Raw genomic sequence first — 18,976 nt, 5'->3', positions numbered from 1 at the left:
CAAAATATAAGATTATGAAGGTGTTCTTTAAAATCCTCGCATTTGCCTTTGGTGGCTATTTTGTATGGGCTGCCAGCGTGAATGCCAACGACCAAGACGCCACCTTGTGGTATTTTATCTATGGGGCGGCCGTAGTGGCTTCTTTATTGTTTATTGTCAATGCGCTTCCGAAGATGGTCTATATGATTTTGGCCGTACTTTTTGTAATCGGTGGTATTCTTTTTTGGCCAGAGACCTACGAAGGGCTTAGTATAGACGGAGGCGATATCAAAAATATTGAGGAAGGTAGGGAAGCCCTAGGTTTGGGTATCAATGCCTTGGTGATGTTGCTGTATTGGTGGCGTACACCGAAGTAATTTTTTGTCTAAAAAAGAGGTAAGTTTTTTAATAAGTTGTGAGAGATAATAAAACGTAACAAAGGGCGTTTTATTAAGAAAAACTTATGAATTTAGTAAGGTATTTCCTCGGCACATTCTTGTTGTTTTTTGTTTTTACTTTGTCTTGTTGTTCTTCAAATGATCAAGAAGAGGTAAAGGAAGTGCCTGAATCCAAAGTTGAAGAAACGGCAGTTATTAATGTGTTAATTGATGATTCCAATGAGATTGACTTTGGTGATGTTGTTGTTGGAATCACGACTACCAGAATTTTCAGTGTTCAGAATACGGGTAATTCTACTTTGAATATAAATAATGTAAGGCTGCCTAGTGGTTTTACAATAGATGTTACATCTGTAAATATTTCTCCAGATACGACCAAGGAGTTTGTAGTTACTTTTAGTCCTTCGGAAATACTTGATTATAGTGGTTCCATTGAAATTGAGTCAAACGCTACAGAAGGGGATGAAAGTATTTTGATTAGTGGTTTTGGCGTAGATTCAATATTTGAAGGTTCAGTGGTACTTAATACCCAAGATGAAGTTGAGAGCTTTGCTCAATTAGGATATACCGAAATTACAGGGGCCTTAAATATTGGGAATATTAATACTGTGTCCCAGATTACTAGTCTTGCTAGTCTGAACGAAATAGTTTATGTAGGTAGTCTTCAGGTAGTTAGTACTGGTAAGTTAGAGAATCTAGATGGGTTAGAAAATCTAGATGTTGGGATTAGTATTCAATTGTTATCTAATTATGCATTGAAAGACATAGATGCGCTTCTTGGTGTAACTAAGCTGTCTAGTTATTTAAGCTTACTGTCTAATAAGGAGCTTACTAACTTAAATGGTTTGTCGAATATACAAGAGGTAGGGGATAATTTACGTATTAAAAATCATCCGAAACTTAAGAATTTAGATGGTCTTTCAGAGGTTACAAGTATTAAAGAGGATTTAATTGTTGAAGGAAATGAACTCATAGAAGATTTAAATGGGCTTTCTTCAATTAAAAGCGTCGTAGATATTCGGATTAGTGGGAATTTTGCGCTATATAATTATTGCGGTATTAAATCATTGATTCAAAACAAGGGGTATAGTGGTGGTTTTGGTTTAACCTCCTTTAATAGATATAATCCTAGTGTTTATGATATTGTGTACTCTGATTGTTCAAATGAAATACCAGAAGGAGTTTATCACGGAGATTATTCGATTCATGATACATATGATATTCGTCAACTCACAGTCAGGGATTACTATCATACTATTGATGGGGATTTAACTATAAGTGAAAGCTGGGTTGATAATGAGAAAAAAGAAATCAGAACCCTAGAAGATTTAAAAAAGATTAAATCGATTAAAGGTAAATTCGAGGTCAAAGGTACTTTAATAAAGGACTTAACAGGATTGGAAAACCTTGAAAGTGTTGAACAAATCGTTTTTATTGGAAACGCCCAATTGTCAGATTATTGTGGGCTTAACTCGTTACTTCAAAACGGAAATTTAGGGGAAGGATTTTATGGAGAGCCTGGAGAAGAATATATGTGTTCTGGAAATCTATATAATCCTAGTTTATTGGATTTGCAAAATGCAAAATGTGCTGAGTAACAATTTTATGCTATGGTTAAGTAACGGTGTGTTGTAAAATAAGTTGGTTAAATTTTGAGTGATGTTAAATCTCCAAATCAAATCCACGCCTTAGTTTTTCTATGGCCGGATTCTTTTCCCGCATCTTCTCGTATTTTTCCTGAGGGGTAAAGGCGTATTTTTTGGCGGTTTCCTCGTTTATGGTGATATAGAGGTTTACGCTATAGTTGTTCAACTTTTGCCTTAGGTAAACCATTAGGTCGTATTGGTCGCGCTCAATTTCCTTTTTCATGGTCTCATTGGGCAGTTCGATCCAAATGGTTTCCGCATTTTTCATTTTCGGCACATCCGTATTGAGATTGGAGGCTAAAATATGTTTCCCTTCACCTTTTATCTTTTCAACGAAATCGTGCCAATGCCGTTGCATGTCGGCTTCCGTAAAGGCATCCTTGGGTAGGTTTTCGGGTTTTTCTTCCTGCTCTTGTCTGTTGAGTTCGTGCTGTTTTTTGGCTCGTAGGCTAGATAACGATAGACCCGATACCCGTTGTTTGGGTTGGTTGATGTCCAGCTTTTTTAAAGTAATCTTCGGTTTTTCGACCGGAGCTGGGGTAGGGGTAACGGTTTTGGGTTTGGTTACCTCAATCGATGAAATCTCGGCTGTAGATTTTTCAGCCCGGTCTCCCGTACTGGGTTGTATAACGGGTTTCGGTGGTTCGTTCCTAAAATGGGAAGCGGGTATTATGGGTAAGAGTAGGGCACCTTTAACTAGGGTGCTCACTTTTTTTTTTCTCCATCGAATCCGATAGAGGCCAGTTTCATTAGGGCAAGTTCGACGAGCAAACGCCTATTTTGGCTGGTCTTATATTTTAAGTCGCAAGTATTCGCGATTTCCAAAGCCTGAATCAAAAAGGCCAGTCCGGTTTTTTTTACCTGTTCTAGATACTTTTCCTTGGCGGTTTCCCCGACTTCTAAAAGCGATATGGTGCTTTGTTGTTGGCATACCATTAAATCCCTGAAGTGTGACGCCAGACCGGCAATAAAATGATGGCCGTCAAAACCTTGTGCCAGGCATTTGTTGAAAAGTAACAACAAGCCCGGGATGTCATGGGCCAAAATTAAATCGGTAGCCTCGAAATAGGTGTCGTAATCGAGTACGTTCAGGTTTTCGGTAACGGCCTTACGGGTGAGTTTGTTGCCCGAAAAACTGACTACCCGGTCAAAAATGGAAAGGGCATCGCGCATAGCGCCATCCGCCTTTTGGGCAATAATGTGCAAGGCATCCGGATCGGCTTCTATACCCTGGTTTTCTGCTATGTACTTGAGGTATTCGGCGGCATCGGTAACCGTAATGCGTTTAAAATCGAAGATTTGGCAACGCGATAATATGGTCGGTATTATTTTATGCTTCTCGGTAGTGGCCAAGATAAAAATGGCATGCTTGGGCGGTTCTTCCAAGGTCTTTAAGAAGGCGTTGAAAGCCGACTGCGACAGCATATGTACCTCATCTATAATATAGACCTTGTATTGCCCTACTTGAGGCGGAATCCGTACTTGGTCAATAAGGCTACGAATGTCGTCAACCGAGTTGTTCGAGGCCGCATCGAGCTCAAAAATATTGAAAGCGAAATCCTCGTCCTCACTATCGGTATCGCTTTGGTTTATCTTTTTGGCCAGGATACGGGCACAGGTGGTCTTACCAACCCCTCTAGGGCCACAGAACAATAAGGCTTGGGCCAAATGGTCGTTGTTAATGGCATTGAGTAGGGTATTGGTAATGGAAGCTTGGCCCACCACATCTTTAAATGTCTGGGGTCTATATTTCCGTGCCGATACTACAAAAGGTTCCAAAGGCGAAATGGGTTAACGAATAGGGCAAATATAGCAATACGGGGGCATTCATTGGGTAATGAAAGGCAGGGTAGTTACTTAAATTATCAACAATTGGCTTACCTTTGGCGGCTAAGCAGGCCACCTTATCGCTGCGAACCGAACTTGTTCGGTAAGGGGAGGAAAGTCCGGGCACCGTAGTGTGACATAGCGGGTAACACCCGTCCGTTGAAAAGCGAGGACAAGTGCAGCAGAAAGTATGTACAGGTAATGCTGTAGTGAAATCAGGTAAACTCTATGTGGTGAAACGCCATGTATACCAGCGTCCCGACCTTGGTCGGGGGAGGGTTGCACGCCCATGCTGGAGGGTAGGCGGATCGAGCCATGGGGTAATCCATGGCCTAGATAAATGATAGGGAACCCTGTTCGCGGGGTACAGAACCCGGCTTATGGCCTGCTTTTTACTTTTTAACCTGAATTCGATTAAATAGGAAATAAATATAATATCTGAATTACAAAAGAAGACATAGCAAGCCAACTAAGCGCAAAGCATACTGGCTACATGCACGTTAATAATCGACCTTAGATTTTTCGTCTTTTAAAATGTATACGGTTTGGGTGATCCGTTTAGAAAAATTTGGGATAAGGGCTTAGTCTTCTTCTTCTGTTTCGGCATAAAAGAAACTAAATACGCTACCACCATATTTACGGGCATCGGAAAAATGGGCCAGATCCGTTAAATCGGTATGCTTGGAATGTTCCAAAATCAAAACCCCATTTTCTTTGAGTAGGTCATTCTCATAAACCATGGTTACGATTTTTTCGAATTCCGATTTGGGCAGGTCATAGGGCGGATCGGCTATGATGATATCCGTAGCTATTCGAGCGCGTTCCAGGTATTTAAAAACATCGCTTTTAATAACGGTAATCGGAAAATCGAGTTGTTGTGCGGTACGGTCTATATAGCGCACACAATGGGCATTAATGTCTACAGCGGTGACTTGAACGGCACCTCGGGAGGCAAATTCATAGGCCAGATTACCCGTGCCTGAGAACAGGTCGAGTACAGATAGGTCTTCAAAGAAATAGTGGTTGTTCAGAATATTGAACAACGATTCTTTGGCCATGTCGGTTGTGGGTCTAACGGGTAGGTTCTTTGGGGCTACCAGTCGCTTTCCTTTGTGGGTACCGGAGATTATACGCATTATAAGGTCTTCATTACCGTAAAGTCGATGGCTTCGCTTTCCGATTCGGTCAAATAGGCTGGATTTTCCACCACGAAAACCCCTAGTTTTTCGATGTAGGTATGTATCAATTGATATAGGGAGTCGCCTTCCTCTATGTTACCAAAGGTTTTGACCGGGGTCGTCTCTGGGTCTAATTTTAATTGTTCCAAAGCGAACAAAAGATAATAGGTGGCGTCTTCGGGGGCATTGATCTCAAAAATATTATGCAGTAGTAATCGCTTTTGCTGCACTATGGTTAGGTCCATGTGCTGTTCCCCGAAATATACATAACAACTGGCTGCGGCATCGCGATTGGCATCTGCCAATAATGACGAAATCATTACCGAAGAGCTGTGCTGTGATTCAAAGTCGCCGAAAAGGTCGTAGAGGTAATTGTTTATGTTCTCAAATGGCGTGTACACATTTACCATGTCGGCATGTTCCAAATCGTCGAAAACGATATGTTGGTCTTTGTCGATTTCGGTATTGAATTTAAGGTAGTGTGCCAATTTCTTGGAGTCGAACAACGCCTTTGGAACCAAGCTGAAATTAGGGTTACGATGTATAACGGTCACTTTGGAAAAAGCTTTGCCGTCAATGCCGTGTTTGGCCAAATGGGCCTGTAACGATTGTTTTATCCGCTTTGGGGGTACGGCTTCCGTAAAGCTGGTCTTTTCGGTAAGCAAGACCTTTTTGGCCAAAGTATCGAAAACACAAAAAGAAAGTCCATTCAAGCTCACTTGAATGGACAATGTATGGTAATCCGAAATATGTAAATCTTCGGTATTAGTTGTCACTTTTTTTGTCATAGATAGGAGGCCAGTTTCCGTTGGTACTAACATCGTCCAATGAACCTACGGTAATCTCAGCGCCATTTACTTCCTCTACACTTTGCATAACGTTTTCACGCTCTCTTAAATCTTGGGGTTGATCGTAAAGCACTACGTCTTTTTTGACCTTGGCTTCAAATACGGATGCTTTGTAGCCACTCTTTTCAACTGTAGCGGATTTCATTTCGAACTTCTCACCGTTTTGGGCGTTGGGAACGTTCATCATAGTCTTATAACGGTCGCTGTTCTTGAACAAAGAATCCTTTACGGCAACAAAACCAAGGGTGTCAATTATCTTAACCTCTTTCAAAAGGTCGATTTGATAGGTTTTGTCATACTCCATATAAGAAGAATCACGCTGTTGGGTGATTACATATTTTCCGGTATCAACAAATTTTACCAAGCTATTGAAGTCCTTGGCGAAAACCCCGTTTACGGTTTTGTAAGCCTCCTGGGAATTACGGATGTCCTTCAATGAAGAAATTACTTCGGCAAAACGCTCTTGCTTCACTTTCTTAAACTTGATGGGAGCGTTTACAGATTGGTAAATTTGATATCCCAAAAAGATACACACGAGCCAAAGTACTACTTGTATAAGGGTTTTCATTTCTTAAGTGTTAATTATGTTTAGTGGTTGTGACAAATCTACAATTTTTTTTTTATCGCAAAAGTTTTTAGGGCATTTTCCTTCGCTATCTTTGGGGGTTCATGGAAGTAATCGATACCAAAGCATTTTACCGGATTTTACGGGAAGGTTTCCCGCATCAACCCACCGAAAAACAAGATGAGACCCTTAACGGACTGGCGCACTTTATTCTAGGTAAGGAAAAAGATAGGGTGTTCTTGTTAAAAGGTTTTGCGGGTACGGGTAAAACAACCTTGTTGGGTACGGTGGTTTCAAATTTGTGGAAGGCCCGGGCCAAGGCCGTTTTAATGGCGCCCACGGGTAGGGCGGCCAAAGTAATGGGGAATTATGCCAAAACCACGGCACTGACCATCCATAAAAAAATATATGTACCTCGCAAGGAAAAAGGGGGCGGGGTAAAATTCGTTCTGTCTCCCAACAAACATCGAGATACGGTATTTATTGTCGATGAGGCCTCTATGATCCCGGATGCCCCATCCGATTCCAAATTGTTTGAAAATGGCTCCTTGCTCGACGATTTAATGCAATATGTGTATTCGGGCCATAACTGTAAGTTGATGTTGGTGGGCGATGTGGCCCAGTTGCCCCCCGTACATTTAAGTATTAGTCCGGCTTTAGATCCAGACCGTTTGGCGTTACAATATAATAAGGAGGTTAGCGAACAGCTATTGGATGAGGTAGTACGACAGGCTGCGGATTCCGGAATACTCTCCAACGCTACCCGTTTACGGCTCGATTTAGAGGATGCCTTTGATATACAACCCCAATTTGCTTTGGAGGGGTATACCGACATACAAAGGTTGGTAGATGGGCACGAAGTACAAGAGGCTATAGATAGTGCTTATTCGGAACATGGGCGCGAAGAAACGGCCTTTATCGTGCGCTCTAATAAAAGGGCGAATCTATACAACGCCAATATACGCGAACGGATTTTGTTTTTAGAGAACCAGATTGCCGTTGGCGATTATATGATGGTGGTCAAGAACAATTATTTTTGGTTGCAACCCCATTCCGAGGCCGGGTTTATAGCTAATGGTGATATTATCGAAGTACTCGAGATTTTTGCCATAAAGGAGTTGTACGGTTTCTCTTTTGCCGAGGTTAAGGTAAAGATGGTCGATTACCCGAATATGAGCCCCTTTGAAACCGTTCTGTTGTTAGATACCATTACGGCCGAAGCGGCATCTTTGTCATACGAAGACGGAAACAGGCTATATCAAGAGGTAAACAAAGATTACGCCAACGAAAAGTCGAACTACAAACGCTTTATGGCCGTAAAGAACAACAAATACTTTAATGCCCTTCAGGTGAAATTCTCTTATGCCATGACCTGCCATAAATCGCAAGGGGGGCAATGGGACGTGGTCTTCGTAGAACAACCTTACTTACCCAATGGAACGGATCGCGAGTATTTGCGATGGCTGTATACCGCCATAACCCGAGCTAAAAAGAAACTCTACCTGATCGGATTCAAGGATGATTTTTTCGAAGCGGACTAATAGTGTATATTTAAGACAAGATAGTAAGCGTGGCCTTGGCAGATGAATGTTGATGCAAAACGGCACGTTTTTCGCTATTCGTACAATAAGATACACTAACACATTTACATGGATTCAGATACGATACTTAGTATATTTTTGGGTGTGGGCCTGGCCGCTTCGGTGGGTTTTCGGGTCTTTTTGCCCATGTTCGCCCTAAGTTTGGCGGCCTATTTCAATATTTGGGAACTGAACGACAACTGGGCCTGGATCGGTACTTTACCGGCATTGGTCTGTTTAGGCGTGGCCATGGTATTGGAAATCTTTGCCTATTTCATTCCCTGGTTCGATAATCTTTTGGACAGTATTGCGGTGCCTTTGGCCGCCATCGCGGGTACGGCGGTTATGGTAAGTACCGTGGCCGGTCTCGACCCTATGGTAACCTGGACCTTGGCGATAATCGCCGGGGGCGGTACGGCAACGGCCATTAAAGGGGCGAATGCCACCGGCAGGTTGGCATCAACGGCAAGTACGGGCGGTTTGGCCAATCCATTGGTGTCGGCCACCGAGACTGGTGCCAGTGTAGTGGTTTCTACCGCGTCAATTTTCGCACCGGTTATTGCCGCCATCTTAGTTATTCTTATTTTAGCCCTCATTTTTAAGATCTATAGAAAACTACGTCCGAAAAAAGGGGCGGTCAACCCTTAAATTCTGATTTTTTCCAGTACGGGTGTGAATAAGGAATGCTTTAGGTCGGATAAAAGAAGTGTAACCCCAGTCAGTTAACCTAATTAAGACTAGATGAAGATTATTGCCATGATCCCGGCCCGTTACGCGGCTTCCCGATTTCCTGGGAAATTGATGAAGGATCTTGCCGGAAAACCGGTCATCGTCCGTACCTATGAAGCGGCCCGCGATACCGGCTTGTTCGACGAGGTTATCGTGGTTACCGATAGCCAAACCATTTTCAATACCATTACCGAGGCCGGAGGCAAGGCCATGATGAGCCAAAAAGCACATGAATGTGGTAGCGATCGCATCGCTGAGGCGGTATCCGATATGGAGGTCGATATCATCATAAATGTTCAGGGAGATGAGCCTTTTACTGAAAAGGAAAGTTTGGCCAGTTTGGTAAAGGTGTTCGAGCAAGACAAAACCGAAGAGATTGATCTGGCGAGTTTAATGACCCCGATTACCGCTTTGGAAGACATCAATAATCCGAATAACGTAAAGGTTATCGTCGATAATAAAGACTTTGCCCTCTATTTCTCACGGGCACCGATTCCCTATCCACGCGATATCAATGCCGGGGCCAAATACTTTAAGCATAAAGGAGTGTACGCCTTTCGTAAAAGGGCCCTAATGGATTTTCAGCGTTTACCTATGTTGGCCTTGGAAGCCACGGAAAAGATAGAGGCCATCCGTTATTTGGAATACGGAAAAAAAATAAAAATGGTGGAGACCCATGTTACCGGTATCGAGATCGATACCCCCGATGATCTTGCCAAAGCCAAGGCCGTATGGAAGTAGATTTTTCGAAAATAGAATACATCGCCTTCGATGCCGACGACACCCTTTGGGTAAACGAAACTTATTTCAGGGAGGCCGAGGAAGCCTTTGCTTCTTTGTTGGAAGGATACGAGACCAAAAACAAGATCGATCAAGAATTGTTCAAAAAAGAAATGGACAACCTGGCCCTGTATGGTTATGGGGTCAAGGGCTTTATGCTCTCAATGATCGAATCGGCCATGGAAATCAGTAATGGCAGGGTATCTCTGGAAGTATTGGATAAGATTATCGGAATCGGAAAGAAAATGATCAACCATCCGGTAGAATTGCTCGATGGGGTAGAAGAGGTACTCAAGACCTTATCTCCCAAATATCATGTTATGGTGGTGACCAAGGGCGATTTGTTAGATCAAGAGCGGAAGCTGGAAAAATCCGGTTTGGCCCAATATTTTCATCATGTAGAGGTGCTAAGTGAGAAAAAGGAAACTAACTATAGCAATTTGTTGGAGCATTTGCGTATTCCGGCCGAGAAATTCCTGATGATAGGTAACTCCTTGAAATCGGATGTGTTGCCTATCGTAAACATCGGGGCACAGGCCATCCATATTCCGTTCCATACCACTTGGCAGCACGAAATGGTACAAGGTGACCATGCTTCCGATACCTATTTAAGTTTGGATTCCATTCGTGGGGTCTTAAAATATTTGTAAAACCAACACTGATATATGGGGCAATTCAGAAATTTTCCAATGGTACCTCGGGTAGTCTATGGCCCGGGCTGTATAGACCAATTGGATAGCATATTGATGCCCAAACGCAGAAATACCGAGGCACCTTTTATTTATCTAGTCGATGCCGTATTTGAAGATAAGCCGCTACTCGGAAAATTGCCTTTGCGTTTTGAAGACCGACTCATTTTTATAGATACCACCGAAGAACCCAAAACGGAACAAGTAGATCGCTTGGTGGCCCTGTTACAAGATAATTTCGAGGAAATACCTTCCGGGATCATCGGCTTGGGCGGGGGCAGTATACTCGATTTGGCCAAAGCGGTAGCTTTGTTAATGACCAACCCGGGTAGTGCGGCCGATTACCAAGGATGGGATTTGGTAAAACGACCCGGTCTGTACCATGTGGGTATACCTACCATAAGTGGCACCGGGGCCGAAGTATCGCGAACAGCCGTTTTAATGGGTCCGGAGAAAAAATTGGGGCTCAATTCGGATCATACCCCCTTTGATCAGGTGGTGCTCGATCCAGAGCTTACCGAAGGCGTACCCAACCACCAATGGTTCTATACCGGCATGGATTGTTATATTCACTGCGTTGAATCGTTGAATGGTACTTATCTGAACGCTTTTAGCCAAAGTTATGGTGAAAAGGCCATGGAGCTTTGTAAAGAGGTGTTCTTGAATGGCGAACGCGATTTGGCCAGTCGCGAAAAATTGATGATGGCCTCGTGGCATGGGGGTATGAGTATTGCCTATTCCCAAGTCGGGGTAGCCCATGCGCTTAGCTATGGCCTGTCCTTTTTGTTAGGGGTGCGCCATGGTATTGGCAATTGTTTGGTGTTCCGTCATTTGTCTGATTTTTACCCCGAAGGGGTCGCCCTGTTCCATGAAATGTGTGAAAAACATAAGATTGTATTGCCCAAAGATATCTGTTCACAGGTAGATGATGCCGGAATGCAAACTATGGTAAAAGTGGCCCTATCGTTAGAACCTTTATGGGAAAATGCCTTGGGCGCAGATTGGAAAAAACAAGTCAGCCCGGAATTGATCGAAGGGTTGTATAGAAAAATATAATAGGCCGCAAAGGCCGATGTAAGATGGATTATTAGAATAAACGGGATTAATTTACTGTAAAGTCTAAAAGCGAAGCGGTCTCAATCTAATAGCTAAACCAAAGTGCACATGGGATTCTCAAAATTCTTTTTGGAAAAAGTCTGGGGTTGGAAGGTAATCGGAGGTTTCCCAGAATTAAAAAAATATTTGATTGCGGTGGTGCCCCATACCCATTGGCAAGATTTCTTTTTGGGCATATTCGTGCGGAATTCGCGTAACGCCCAAGTAAACTATGTGGCTAAAAAAAGTCTTTTCGATTCCCCTTTGGGCTGGTGGTTCAAAAAACTCGGCGGTGTACCCGTAGATCGCAGTAAATCGACCAATTTTGTGCAGCAGATCATCGATATATATAACGAACGCGACGAGTTCCGACTTTCTTTGGCGCCCGAGGGTACCCGCAAAAAAGTAGCTAAACTTAAGACCGGATTTTATTATATCGCCCATGGGGCCCAGGTACCGGTAGTACTGGTGGCCTTTGATTATGGCAAAAAGGAAATTCGATTCTCCGAACCCCAATACACCACAGGCGATGTGGCTGCCGATATGGCCCGTTTCGAAGCCTTTTTTAAGGGGGCTTTGGGAAAAGTGCCTGAGTATTCTTTTGAGCCGCAATCCTAACTGATAGGATGGTCTTGGTAAGAAGGTGTTAAATTTCTTCCGGTTTATGCCTATTCCCTTATTTTTAGGGGTGAACCAATTAATAAATCATGCATTTTACTTTTCGTATACCCTTAATGGCATTGCTAATCTTTGGTACGGCAACGGTATGGGGCCAAAATATGGGTTTTGAAGAATACAACCCCACCTCCACCTTGGTGGTACCCGGAGACTCTGTGAAACGGGCCAAGTTCCCTTTTGTAGATATCCATAGCCATCAATTTCGTATGCCCACCCAAGACCTTTCGGTTTTAATCAAAGAAATGGATGCTCTTAATATGGCGGTTATGGTGAATTTAAGTGGCGGTAATGGCGATAACCTAAAACGGGCCGTAGCCAATGTGAAAAAGCATTATCCAAACCGCTTTATCGTTTTTGCCAATGTCGATTTCGAAGGGGTGGGTACGGCCGATTGGGCCGAAAAAGCCGTAAGTCAGCTACAGGCCGATTACGATAACGGGGCACGCGGACTCAAAGTATATAAAAGTCTGGGTTTACGGAACAAAGATGTGCATGGTAAGCGCATTGCGGTCGACGATCCCCGTCTAGATCCGATATGGACCAAGTGCGGGGAGTTGGGTATGCCGGTTTTGATCCATTCGGCCGATCCCAAATCGTTTTGGGACCCCATGGATGCCGATAACGAACGTTGGTTAGAGCTGAAGACGCATCCAAGGCGAAAGCGTTCGGCTACAAATCCGGCCCCTTGGGAGCAGATCATTGCCGAACAACACCGTATGTTCAAAAAACACCCCAAAACCAAGTTTGTTAATGCTCATATGGGCTGGTTTGCCAATGATTTGGATCGACTAAGTCAATTGTTGGATGCCATGCCCAATATGTATGTGGGCATATCGGCGGTGATTGCCGAATTAGGCCGTCAACCCCGGTTCGCACACGATTTTTTTGTAAAGTACCAAGACCGCATCCTATTTGGGAAGGACAGTTGGAAACCTAAGGAATTTCCCACCTATTTTAGGGTGTTGGAATCGAGCGACGAGTATTTTCCCTACCACAAGAAATATCATGCCTTTTGGGCCCTATACGGACTAGGCCTACCTGATGAGGTGTTGAAAAAAGTGTACTACAAAAACGCCCTAAAACTGTTGCCGGATATTGACCCGGGTTTATTTGAGTGATGGGGGATTTTTAGTTTCTAGTATTTAGTACAAAGTATTTAGTAAATAGTACTAAGTGTCTAGTGCATGTTTTGAATACCGAAAAATAAACGGGTTTACCCCTCTTCGTTCATATTGTGGAACACGTTCTGAATATCATATTCCATAAGTTAAATTTCTTATTTTCAATATACTATATTATATGTTATTGAAATTTGTTCGATATTTGTTCGAATTATAGCCATATTTATGGAGCAAATATAATTATTAAACTACCCATACTGTTTTTAGGGTATCCATCCATACCGAATATACTAAATATTCAAGATACTTTGAATTACTGAAAATTATCTGGTGGATTCATTTCGCATTTTTAAAAATGAGTTAATATTATTGATGGACGGGTATAATACAAAAGACAAAAGACGGCCAAGCCCTATGATATTAAGATAACAGAACAGTTATCCTCTATCTTGAAATTCTATACAAAGGGTAAGTCCAAGAACAATTTTATCTTCCCTATTATCAAACGCAAATCGCCCCTACATCAATACAATGATATGCGGTGGGAAAGAAAACGCTATAACGAAAACCTAAAAGAAATTGCGGGCCTTTGCGACATTGAAGAGCATTTGACCAGTTATGTAAGCCGTCACTCAATGGCGACCAATCTCATTTTAAATGATGTGCCAATTAATGCCTTGAGTAAAATGCTCGGTCATTCCAAACTCTCCACTACGGAAATTTACATCAAGGGACTGCCAACGCATGTGATGGATGAATATCAGGAGAGATTGGAGATTTAGGAAATAATTATTTTGAGATTTTTCTATACTATCAAGTGCCAATTATTTTTTGTTACTTCTCATGCCGTTTTAAGGTTTTGAATCATTGAAATATTCGCACCAAACTGAATTACAATTTGTAAATGCTGTTTTGCCCTAGTCGAACCTACAAAAAGTAATTTTCTTATTTTTTCTTGATTATTTCTTTCATCTCTTAATTCAAATGAACATTCGTAATCATTTTGATAAATGATTACCGAGTCAAATTCCTTCCCTTTGGATTGATGCATATTCATGACATTTATTCCATTTTCCTTTGGAGTCGTATTAGAAATTTGAGTTTCTATCAATGCATTTTGTAAAACACCTCTGGCATCAATATAACCCCTCATTTGATCCCAAGCCCTGGTCAACCCTTCCATTATTTTTTTCCCTCGGTTAAACGCAACGAGATTTTCTGAGTACTTTGCAATTCTGATAAGCTCATTGTTATTATTTGAATCCACCAATATCGATTGAATATTTCTCCAATCTTTAGCTGGGTTTCCTGAAAATCTCACTAGCTTTATTTGTGATATAACTCTAGATAGAGAAGAAACAAACGTTCCTCTTATTCTTTTACCTTCTTTAACATCATTAATCCAACGATCAACCTTATCAACATCTTTTGACTTTCCTTTAGAACTATAAAACTCTCTGACAATAAATAAACAAAAAATCAAATGTTGTTGTTCATCCATTACAGGTTCTAAGAGGCAGGCTACTAACCTACTAGATATATTAGTCGCGATTTCATCAAATTGATATTTATGTGATATTCCAGCCTCATTTAAAATCTTTGAAACTGATTTTACCCCTTTGTTTCTTGTACAAAGTATGGCAACGCTTTTTGGAGACTCGCCAGTGGCTTCTTTAATAGTTTTGAATGTTTGACCCAATGCTCTTTTTAAAGCTCTTTGTTTATAACCCAGCTGATTTCTGTAACCAAATATTTCAACTCCATTGTAGGTTCTTTTAATATCTTTCCGTTCATACATATCTAATGCAAACTGCAAAATTTCAGTGTTGGGGCTTCTGAAATTATCACCTTCTAAATTATACTCAACCGGTCTTAAAACTTCACGTATTTCATTTATTCGCTCAATACTCACATCTGGCCTATAGTCATATATTTGTTGTTTCAAGTCAGCTAACAACAGTAATTGCGAGTATTTTGAAAAGCATTGGACAATTTCCCATTGAGTAGAACCAGTATCTTGGGCTTCATCCACAATTACTAATGGAAACCTATTTGAAAGTAATTTTAGTATTCTTCTGCTGCGCTTTAAAACTGACAAAGCCTTAGGAGCGAACAAATCAAAAACAATTTTACCCTCCTCTACAAAATTATTTTCAAGCTCACTTAACCAATCTGGGGAATTTTCCTCCCTTCCTCTTCTCAAGATTGCCTCATCATGGGGCGGTATAATTGAAATCTTTTTTCTCGCACCTAATAGATATCCGTAATCTTTTACAATATCCAAGAAAAACCCATGAAATGTTTGAACTACAATCTTATTTTTAAGCTCTACATATTCTTCAAAACTACTGGCGGACTCTATGACTCTTGCTTTTGCATTTCTGGAAAAACTTAAAAAAAGTACTTGCTGCCCTCGATTTAATTTTTTTTCCTTTATAAAATCAAAACATTTAAGTAGCGCAATTGTAGTTTTCCCACTTCCAGGACCTCCAATGACTAAAATGTTACTATTAGACCTAATTATTTTTCGTCTGTTTTCATCTAAGTCCATTACCTATACCTAATTTTGACTACCGCTTTCCGGCTCTATATTAAAATCAAAAGGCTCTACATCATCAGGCTTAGGGTGTAGTTCATATATTTTATTCAAAAATTCAACAATGGAATTAGGTAATTCAGTACGTTGACAGGACGAGAGCAATCTAACCGCCATCTGCTCTCCTTTATTCCCTTTCAATATTTTGAATACTATATCACATATTTCTGCATTAGTTTGAGGTCTATTATCAGGTTCAATATCTACATGATTTGGCAAATCCCCCATCTCTTTAAGTGATATTAAAAACTCCCATTGAATATCTGGATTTATCTCATTAACAAGTAATTTTTCAATACCCTTGTATTCAATCTCTTTGTAATGACAAAAAGTTTCATTCAATTCTACTTTTTGTTCCGGGGTTCTATCCAGGTAATCAAAAAACGCATAGGTCTTTAAACCTAATGAGGCAAAAAATTTGCCGAACTTTATCAATTGCCCATCACCTCCGGCATCAAAAATTGTGATTCCTGATAAATCCAGAGGGTAATTATCACAATCATTTTCAAGTATATCGGAAGCAGCAGATAGAACTTCTAATTCACACAGCCCTTCACCAATAATGACCGCATTTCCCAAAATCGCTTCAGCAATTGAATGCCTTATTCTATTGCGATATGTTTTTGGTTTAATAAAGTCAGAGTCAGAAATTCTAGTATTGGTTAAATCACCATTTTCATTTCTAGCAAGAATATTAATGTTTTCGGCTTCAAATCTTTCAATAATATATGGCGAATGGGATGTAATAAATGATTGATTGGTTGACGCAAAAAGATAATTAACAATTCTCCTTTGAGTATGGGGTGGAATTGATATTTCAGGTTCCTCCATAGCAAAAATGACATTCTCTTTTTTAAGCTCTGCAATCGCCGATAACATAGCAAAAACTAAAGTACTTAAAGTACCTGTGCCTAGTCTCTGAAAAGGAACATGTGATTGCCCTGAAGTACCCTTCATAAAAAAGGATAAAGTCTGCCTTAAATGCTCCCTTGTTAATTGTGAAACATTGAGGGACGTTGAATTCCCTTCATTTGGCAAAGAAATATATTGCCCTATACGTTCCTCAATTCCGTTTAAAACAGTTCTTAAAGACCCTATGTCATCTTCTAAAGGTGGAGATAAATTCATTAATTTGGCTCTGGTATCTTCCCAAAATTTTGGCCGTAACTCGCCAACTTTCAATAAAATGTCCAATAGGGAGCCTCTTTCCAGACTCAAAGCTCTTCTACCAGTCCTCAAAGCTCTTAAATATAAAAACCCAATCATCCTTTTAGATGATTTACGCACAACGTCTAATTCATCGCTTTCATCGCTTCCAACCGTATCCACATAAAATGTATTTGCATCAAATTCATCCTCTTCTTCATTATAACTTCCCACGAATTTCAAGTGTAAACACTCATCAATGATATCTTCATCGACATGATCAATTTCACCTATTCCCAAAAGTCTATTCTCTTCTAGATGCCAAAAAGACAAATGAGAACCAAAAATAGATTTCAATTCATCTGACATATCTATCAGATAGGCATCAATTTCTATTTTGGGATTTTCTCCCTCTTCATTAAGATATCTGCTATTGTAAAAATCATACTCATCAATTGCATTAATTCTATTCAATCTATCAGGTCCCAATGCTAAATCTAAAGCCTCACAGATTGTTGATTTTCCAACATTGTTTTTGCCAACCAAAAGGTTCTGGGAATTAAAGTCTAAGACTGCATTTTTTACCCCTCTAAAATTTTTTATTTTTAGCCTACAAACCTTCATAATTTAAATTTCCGTATTCTTTTTTCAGTTTTTGTTTAAGACACAATAAAGCTTAACCATAGCCCAAGTGTCTAACTTACAATATTCTAGAAGTTTTTGACGGACTTCTTTTATATCCTCATCAAAGTCATTATCCAGAACCATTCGACCCCATAGGTCTAGAGCCATTGTTCCGTTTTGAACTTCCAAATCATCATAGCTTAATTTGGGTAGAAGAACAGGCAAAACCTTTTTAATAGATGTTGAGCCATGGAAACGATAATCAACATATTCTGTTTTGAATATGTCCTCTAAATCAAACATATTAGAATTCATATACTCCAGATACTCGGTATGATGAGGAAACCATTCAATCATGTTAGTATTTCGGCCCATTTCAAAGCTTTTGTGCCACGAAACAAAAGTTCCTTCCTTTCCTGTATAATCCAACATTGACTTTACCATCTGGTTTGGCAATTCAAGTTTTTCGGCAAGAAATTCGAAATGCTCTATTGAGCCATCTATTTGCATCGTGTGAATGGAAACCTGAAACGGAATATGTTGATGCGGTTTTACCCCATCAATTCGGGGCACTGCACTTGCATAGGTCTCGTAATCAATGAAATGTAAGGGAAACTCTAAAGAAGATAGAATTTTGTTAATCTTAGCATGTGCAATTATGGGACTGTCTTTTCGAGCGGATTGTAGTTGCAAGGTTTGTTTAGCGTTTAGACTGAAATTGTTAGGTATATCTTTGATTTTAAGAATTCCTGCATCATGAAGTTCCTCAATTTTATTAGCTCGGATATTTCCTATTTCATAGATGCTAAATTCCGGAATATCCTCATTGAAATAGCTAAAACTATCGCAATGATTTGTACGCGTGTTTAACCGACAAGAACACTTCGTCTCATTAATGCTAGGTTGATTAATATAGTGAACCGCTTGTTCTACTTCCATAGCCACATCTGCATAAACTTCCTCTATGCGATCAGTGACCTCTTCAACAGTTAATAATGCCCCAGGATCAATAGCACCATTTCGAATGTAATCTTTATTCAAATGAATAATTGAAACCTTAGAGACTTTATACCCATTTTGTTCCAGGACATTTTTTTGAAAACAGGCATCTTTAAGATGATTATGCTTTTTATTGGTCTTGACACTCGTGGATGATTTCACCTCATAAATATGCCAGGTGTTATTATGAAGATGCTCCAAGATATCAATGCGGGCAAAACCTCCTTTATCTGTTTTAAATGCGGCTTGAAAAAAACAAACACCGTCATTCTCCAACGCGTCCTCTGTGTCCTTTGATGTACCAAATTCCGGTAGCTTTATACCATGAGGAAATAATTTTTGTGCAAACTCTTCAACCTCATACCCTTCATCAATCAATTTTTGAAGAAAAAGAGAGAATTCGCCATTAGGGTATTCATCGGGTTTGTTTTTGAATAACCAAAGTGATTCTGGGCAATTTAAATATTGTATGTAATCTGTCTTGGTTAGTTGCATTAT

General features: G+C 40.5%; 15 protein-coding genes, 1 other RNA gene and 2 pseudogenes. 11 read left to right on the top strand and 7 right to left on the bottom strand.

The features are described 5' to 3' along the window. Positions 1–14 precede the first annotated feature (14 nt). Entirely contained in the window at positions 15–356 is a 342-nt protein-coding gene (locus tag B7P33_RS01970; protein ID WP_097440278.1) for a transmembrane 220 family protein, read from the top strand. A gap of 86 nt (positions 357–442) precedes the next feature. Then, a complete protein-coding gene (locus B7P33_RS01965; protein ID WP_097440277.1) occupies positions 443–1,975 on the top strand; it encodes a choice-of-anchor D domain-containing protein in 1,533 nt (510 codons plus the stop codon). Between the two features lie 64 nt (positions 1,976–2,039). On the opposite strand, the pseudogene B7P33_RS01960 reads toward B7P33_RS01965, so the two are convergent. Beyond that, positions 2,040–3,802, bottom strand: a pseudogene (locus tag B7P33_RS01960) (DNA polymerase III subunit gamma/tau). Positions 3,803–3,914: 112 nt separating this feature from the next. Between B7P33_RS01960 and rnpB the strand changes: the two are divergent. Then, positions 3,915–4,246, top strand: an RNA gene (gene rnpB / locus B7P33_RS01955) — RNase P RNA component class A. Positions 4,247–4,431: 185 nt separating this feature from the next. Here rnpB and B7P33_RS01950 read toward each other — a convergent pair. The 3 genes from B7P33_RS01950 to B7P33_RS01940 are packed head-to-tail and all read right to left on the bottom strand — an operon-like array spanning position 4,432 to position 6,444. Next, positions 4,432–4,986, bottom strand: coding sequence for an RsmD family RNA methyltransferase (locus B7P33_RS01950; RefSeq protein WP_097440276.1), 555 nt, complete (start codon positions 4,984–4,986; stop codon positions 4,432–4,434). Then, complete coding sequence (locus B7P33_RS01945; protein ID WP_172435828.1) at positions 4,986–5,816, bottom strand: DUF3822 family protein; 831 nt, start codon at positions 5,814–5,816, stop codon at positions 4,986–4,988. The genes B7P33_RS01950 and B7P33_RS01945 overlap by 1 nt, the downstream gene beginning before the upstream one ends. Continuing rightward, positions 5,794–6,444 carry a hypothetical protein gene (locus B7P33_RS01940; protein ID WP_097440274.1) on the bottom strand — a complete coding sequence of 217 codons (651 nt, stop codon included), beginning with the start codon at positions 6,442–6,444 and terminating at the stop codon, positions 5,794–5,796. The genes B7P33_RS01945 and B7P33_RS01940 overlap by 23 nt, the downstream gene beginning before the upstream one ends. Positions 6,445–6,545: 101 nt before the next feature. On the opposite strand from B7P33_RS01940, the gene B7P33_RS01935 reads away from it, so the two are divergent. The 8 genes and pseudogenes from B7P33_RS01935 to B7P33_RS01900 all read left to right on the top strand — a co-directional run. After that, complete coding sequence (locus B7P33_RS01935; RefSeq protein WP_097440273.1) at positions 6,546–7,982, top strand: ATP-dependent DNA helicase; 1,437 nt, start codon at positions 6,546–6,548, stop codon at positions 7,980–7,982. Between the two features lie 108 nt (positions 7,983–8,090). Continuing rightward, the gene (locus B7P33_RS01930) at positions 8,091–8,669 is read left to right on the top strand and encodes a DUF4126 domain-containing protein (protein WP_097440272.1); all 579 of its coding nucleotides are present in this window, start codon (positions 8,091–8,093) and stop codon (positions 8,667–8,669) included. A 93-nt stretch (positions 8,670–8,762) separates the two neighbouring features. After that, on the top strand, positions 8,763–9,491 hold the full coding sequence (gene kdsB, locus B7P33_RS01925) for a 3-deoxy-manno-octulosonate cytidylyltransferase (RefSeq protein ID WP_097440271.1): 729 nt from the start codon (positions 8,763–8,765) through the stop codon (positions 9,489–9,491). Continuing rightward, positions 9,482–10,180, top strand: a complete 699-nt coding sequence (locus B7P33_RS01920) for an HAD family hydrolase (RefSeq protein WP_097440270.1) — start codon at positions 9,482–9,484, stop codon at positions 10,178–10,180. The genes kdsB and B7P33_RS01920 overlap by 10 nt, the downstream gene beginning before the upstream one ends. 15 nt (positions 10,181–10,195) lie before the next feature. Then, positions 10,196–11,275, top strand: a complete 1,080-nt coding sequence (locus tag B7P33_RS01915) for an iron-containing alcohol dehydrogenase family protein (protein WP_245871601.1) — start codon at positions 10,196–10,198, stop codon at positions 11,273–11,275. A 108-nt stretch (positions 11,276–11,383) separates the two neighbouring features. Then, a complete protein-coding gene (locus B7P33_RS01910) occupies positions 11,384–11,932 on the top strand; it encodes a 1-acyl-sn-glycerol-3-phosphate acyltransferase (RefSeq protein ID WP_097440269.1) in 549 nt (182 codons plus the stop codon). Between the two features lie 89 nt (positions 11,933–12,021). Further along, positions 12,022–13,110 carry an amidohydrolase family protein gene (locus B7P33_RS01905; RefSeq protein ID WP_097440268.1) on the top strand — a complete coding sequence of 363 codons (1,089 nt, stop codon included), beginning with the start codon at positions 12,022–12,024 and terminating at the stop codon, positions 13,108–13,110. A gap of 413 nt (positions 13,111–13,523) precedes the next feature. Continuing rightward, a pseudogene (locus tag B7P33_RS01900) lies at positions 13,524–13,895 on the top strand (tyrosine-type recombinase/integrase); the annotation flags it as partial. A 59-nt stretch (positions 13,896–13,954) separates the two neighbouring features. Here B7P33_RS01900 and B7P33_RS01895 read toward each other — a convergent pair. From B7P33_RS01895 to B7P33_RS01885, 3 genes are read right to left on the bottom strand one after another with little or no spacing between them, the layout of a single operon-like run. Then, positions 13,955–15,664 (bottom strand): UvrD-helicase domain-containing protein, encoded by a 1,710-nt coding sequence (locus tag B7P33_RS01895; RefSeq protein WP_097440266.1) that lies wholly within the window; start codon positions 15,662–15,664, stop codon positions 13,955–13,957. Between the two features lie 9 nt (positions 15,665–15,673). Continuing rightward, complete coding sequence (locus B7P33_RS01890; protein ID WP_097440265.1) at positions 15,674–17,479, bottom strand: ATP-dependent nuclease; 1,806 nt, start codon at positions 17,477–17,479, stop codon at positions 15,674–15,676. Positions 17,480–17,503: 24 nt separating this feature from the next. Then, entirely contained in the window at positions 17,504–18,973 is a 1,470-nt protein-coding gene (locus tag B7P33_RS01885) for a DUF2779 domain-containing protein (RefSeq protein WP_097440264.1), read from the bottom strand. Positions 18,974–18,976: the final 3 nt, after the last annotated feature.

Origin of the sequence: Sediminicola luteus (assembly GCF_002514735.1) — a bacterium.
In the GTDB taxonomy this organism is placed as follows: Bacteria; Bacteroidota; Bacteroidia; order Flavobacteriales; family Flavobacteriaceae; genus HQA918.
Note: the sequence above shows the minus strand (reverse complement) of the source record. Positions and strands in the feature narration are given on the sequence as shown.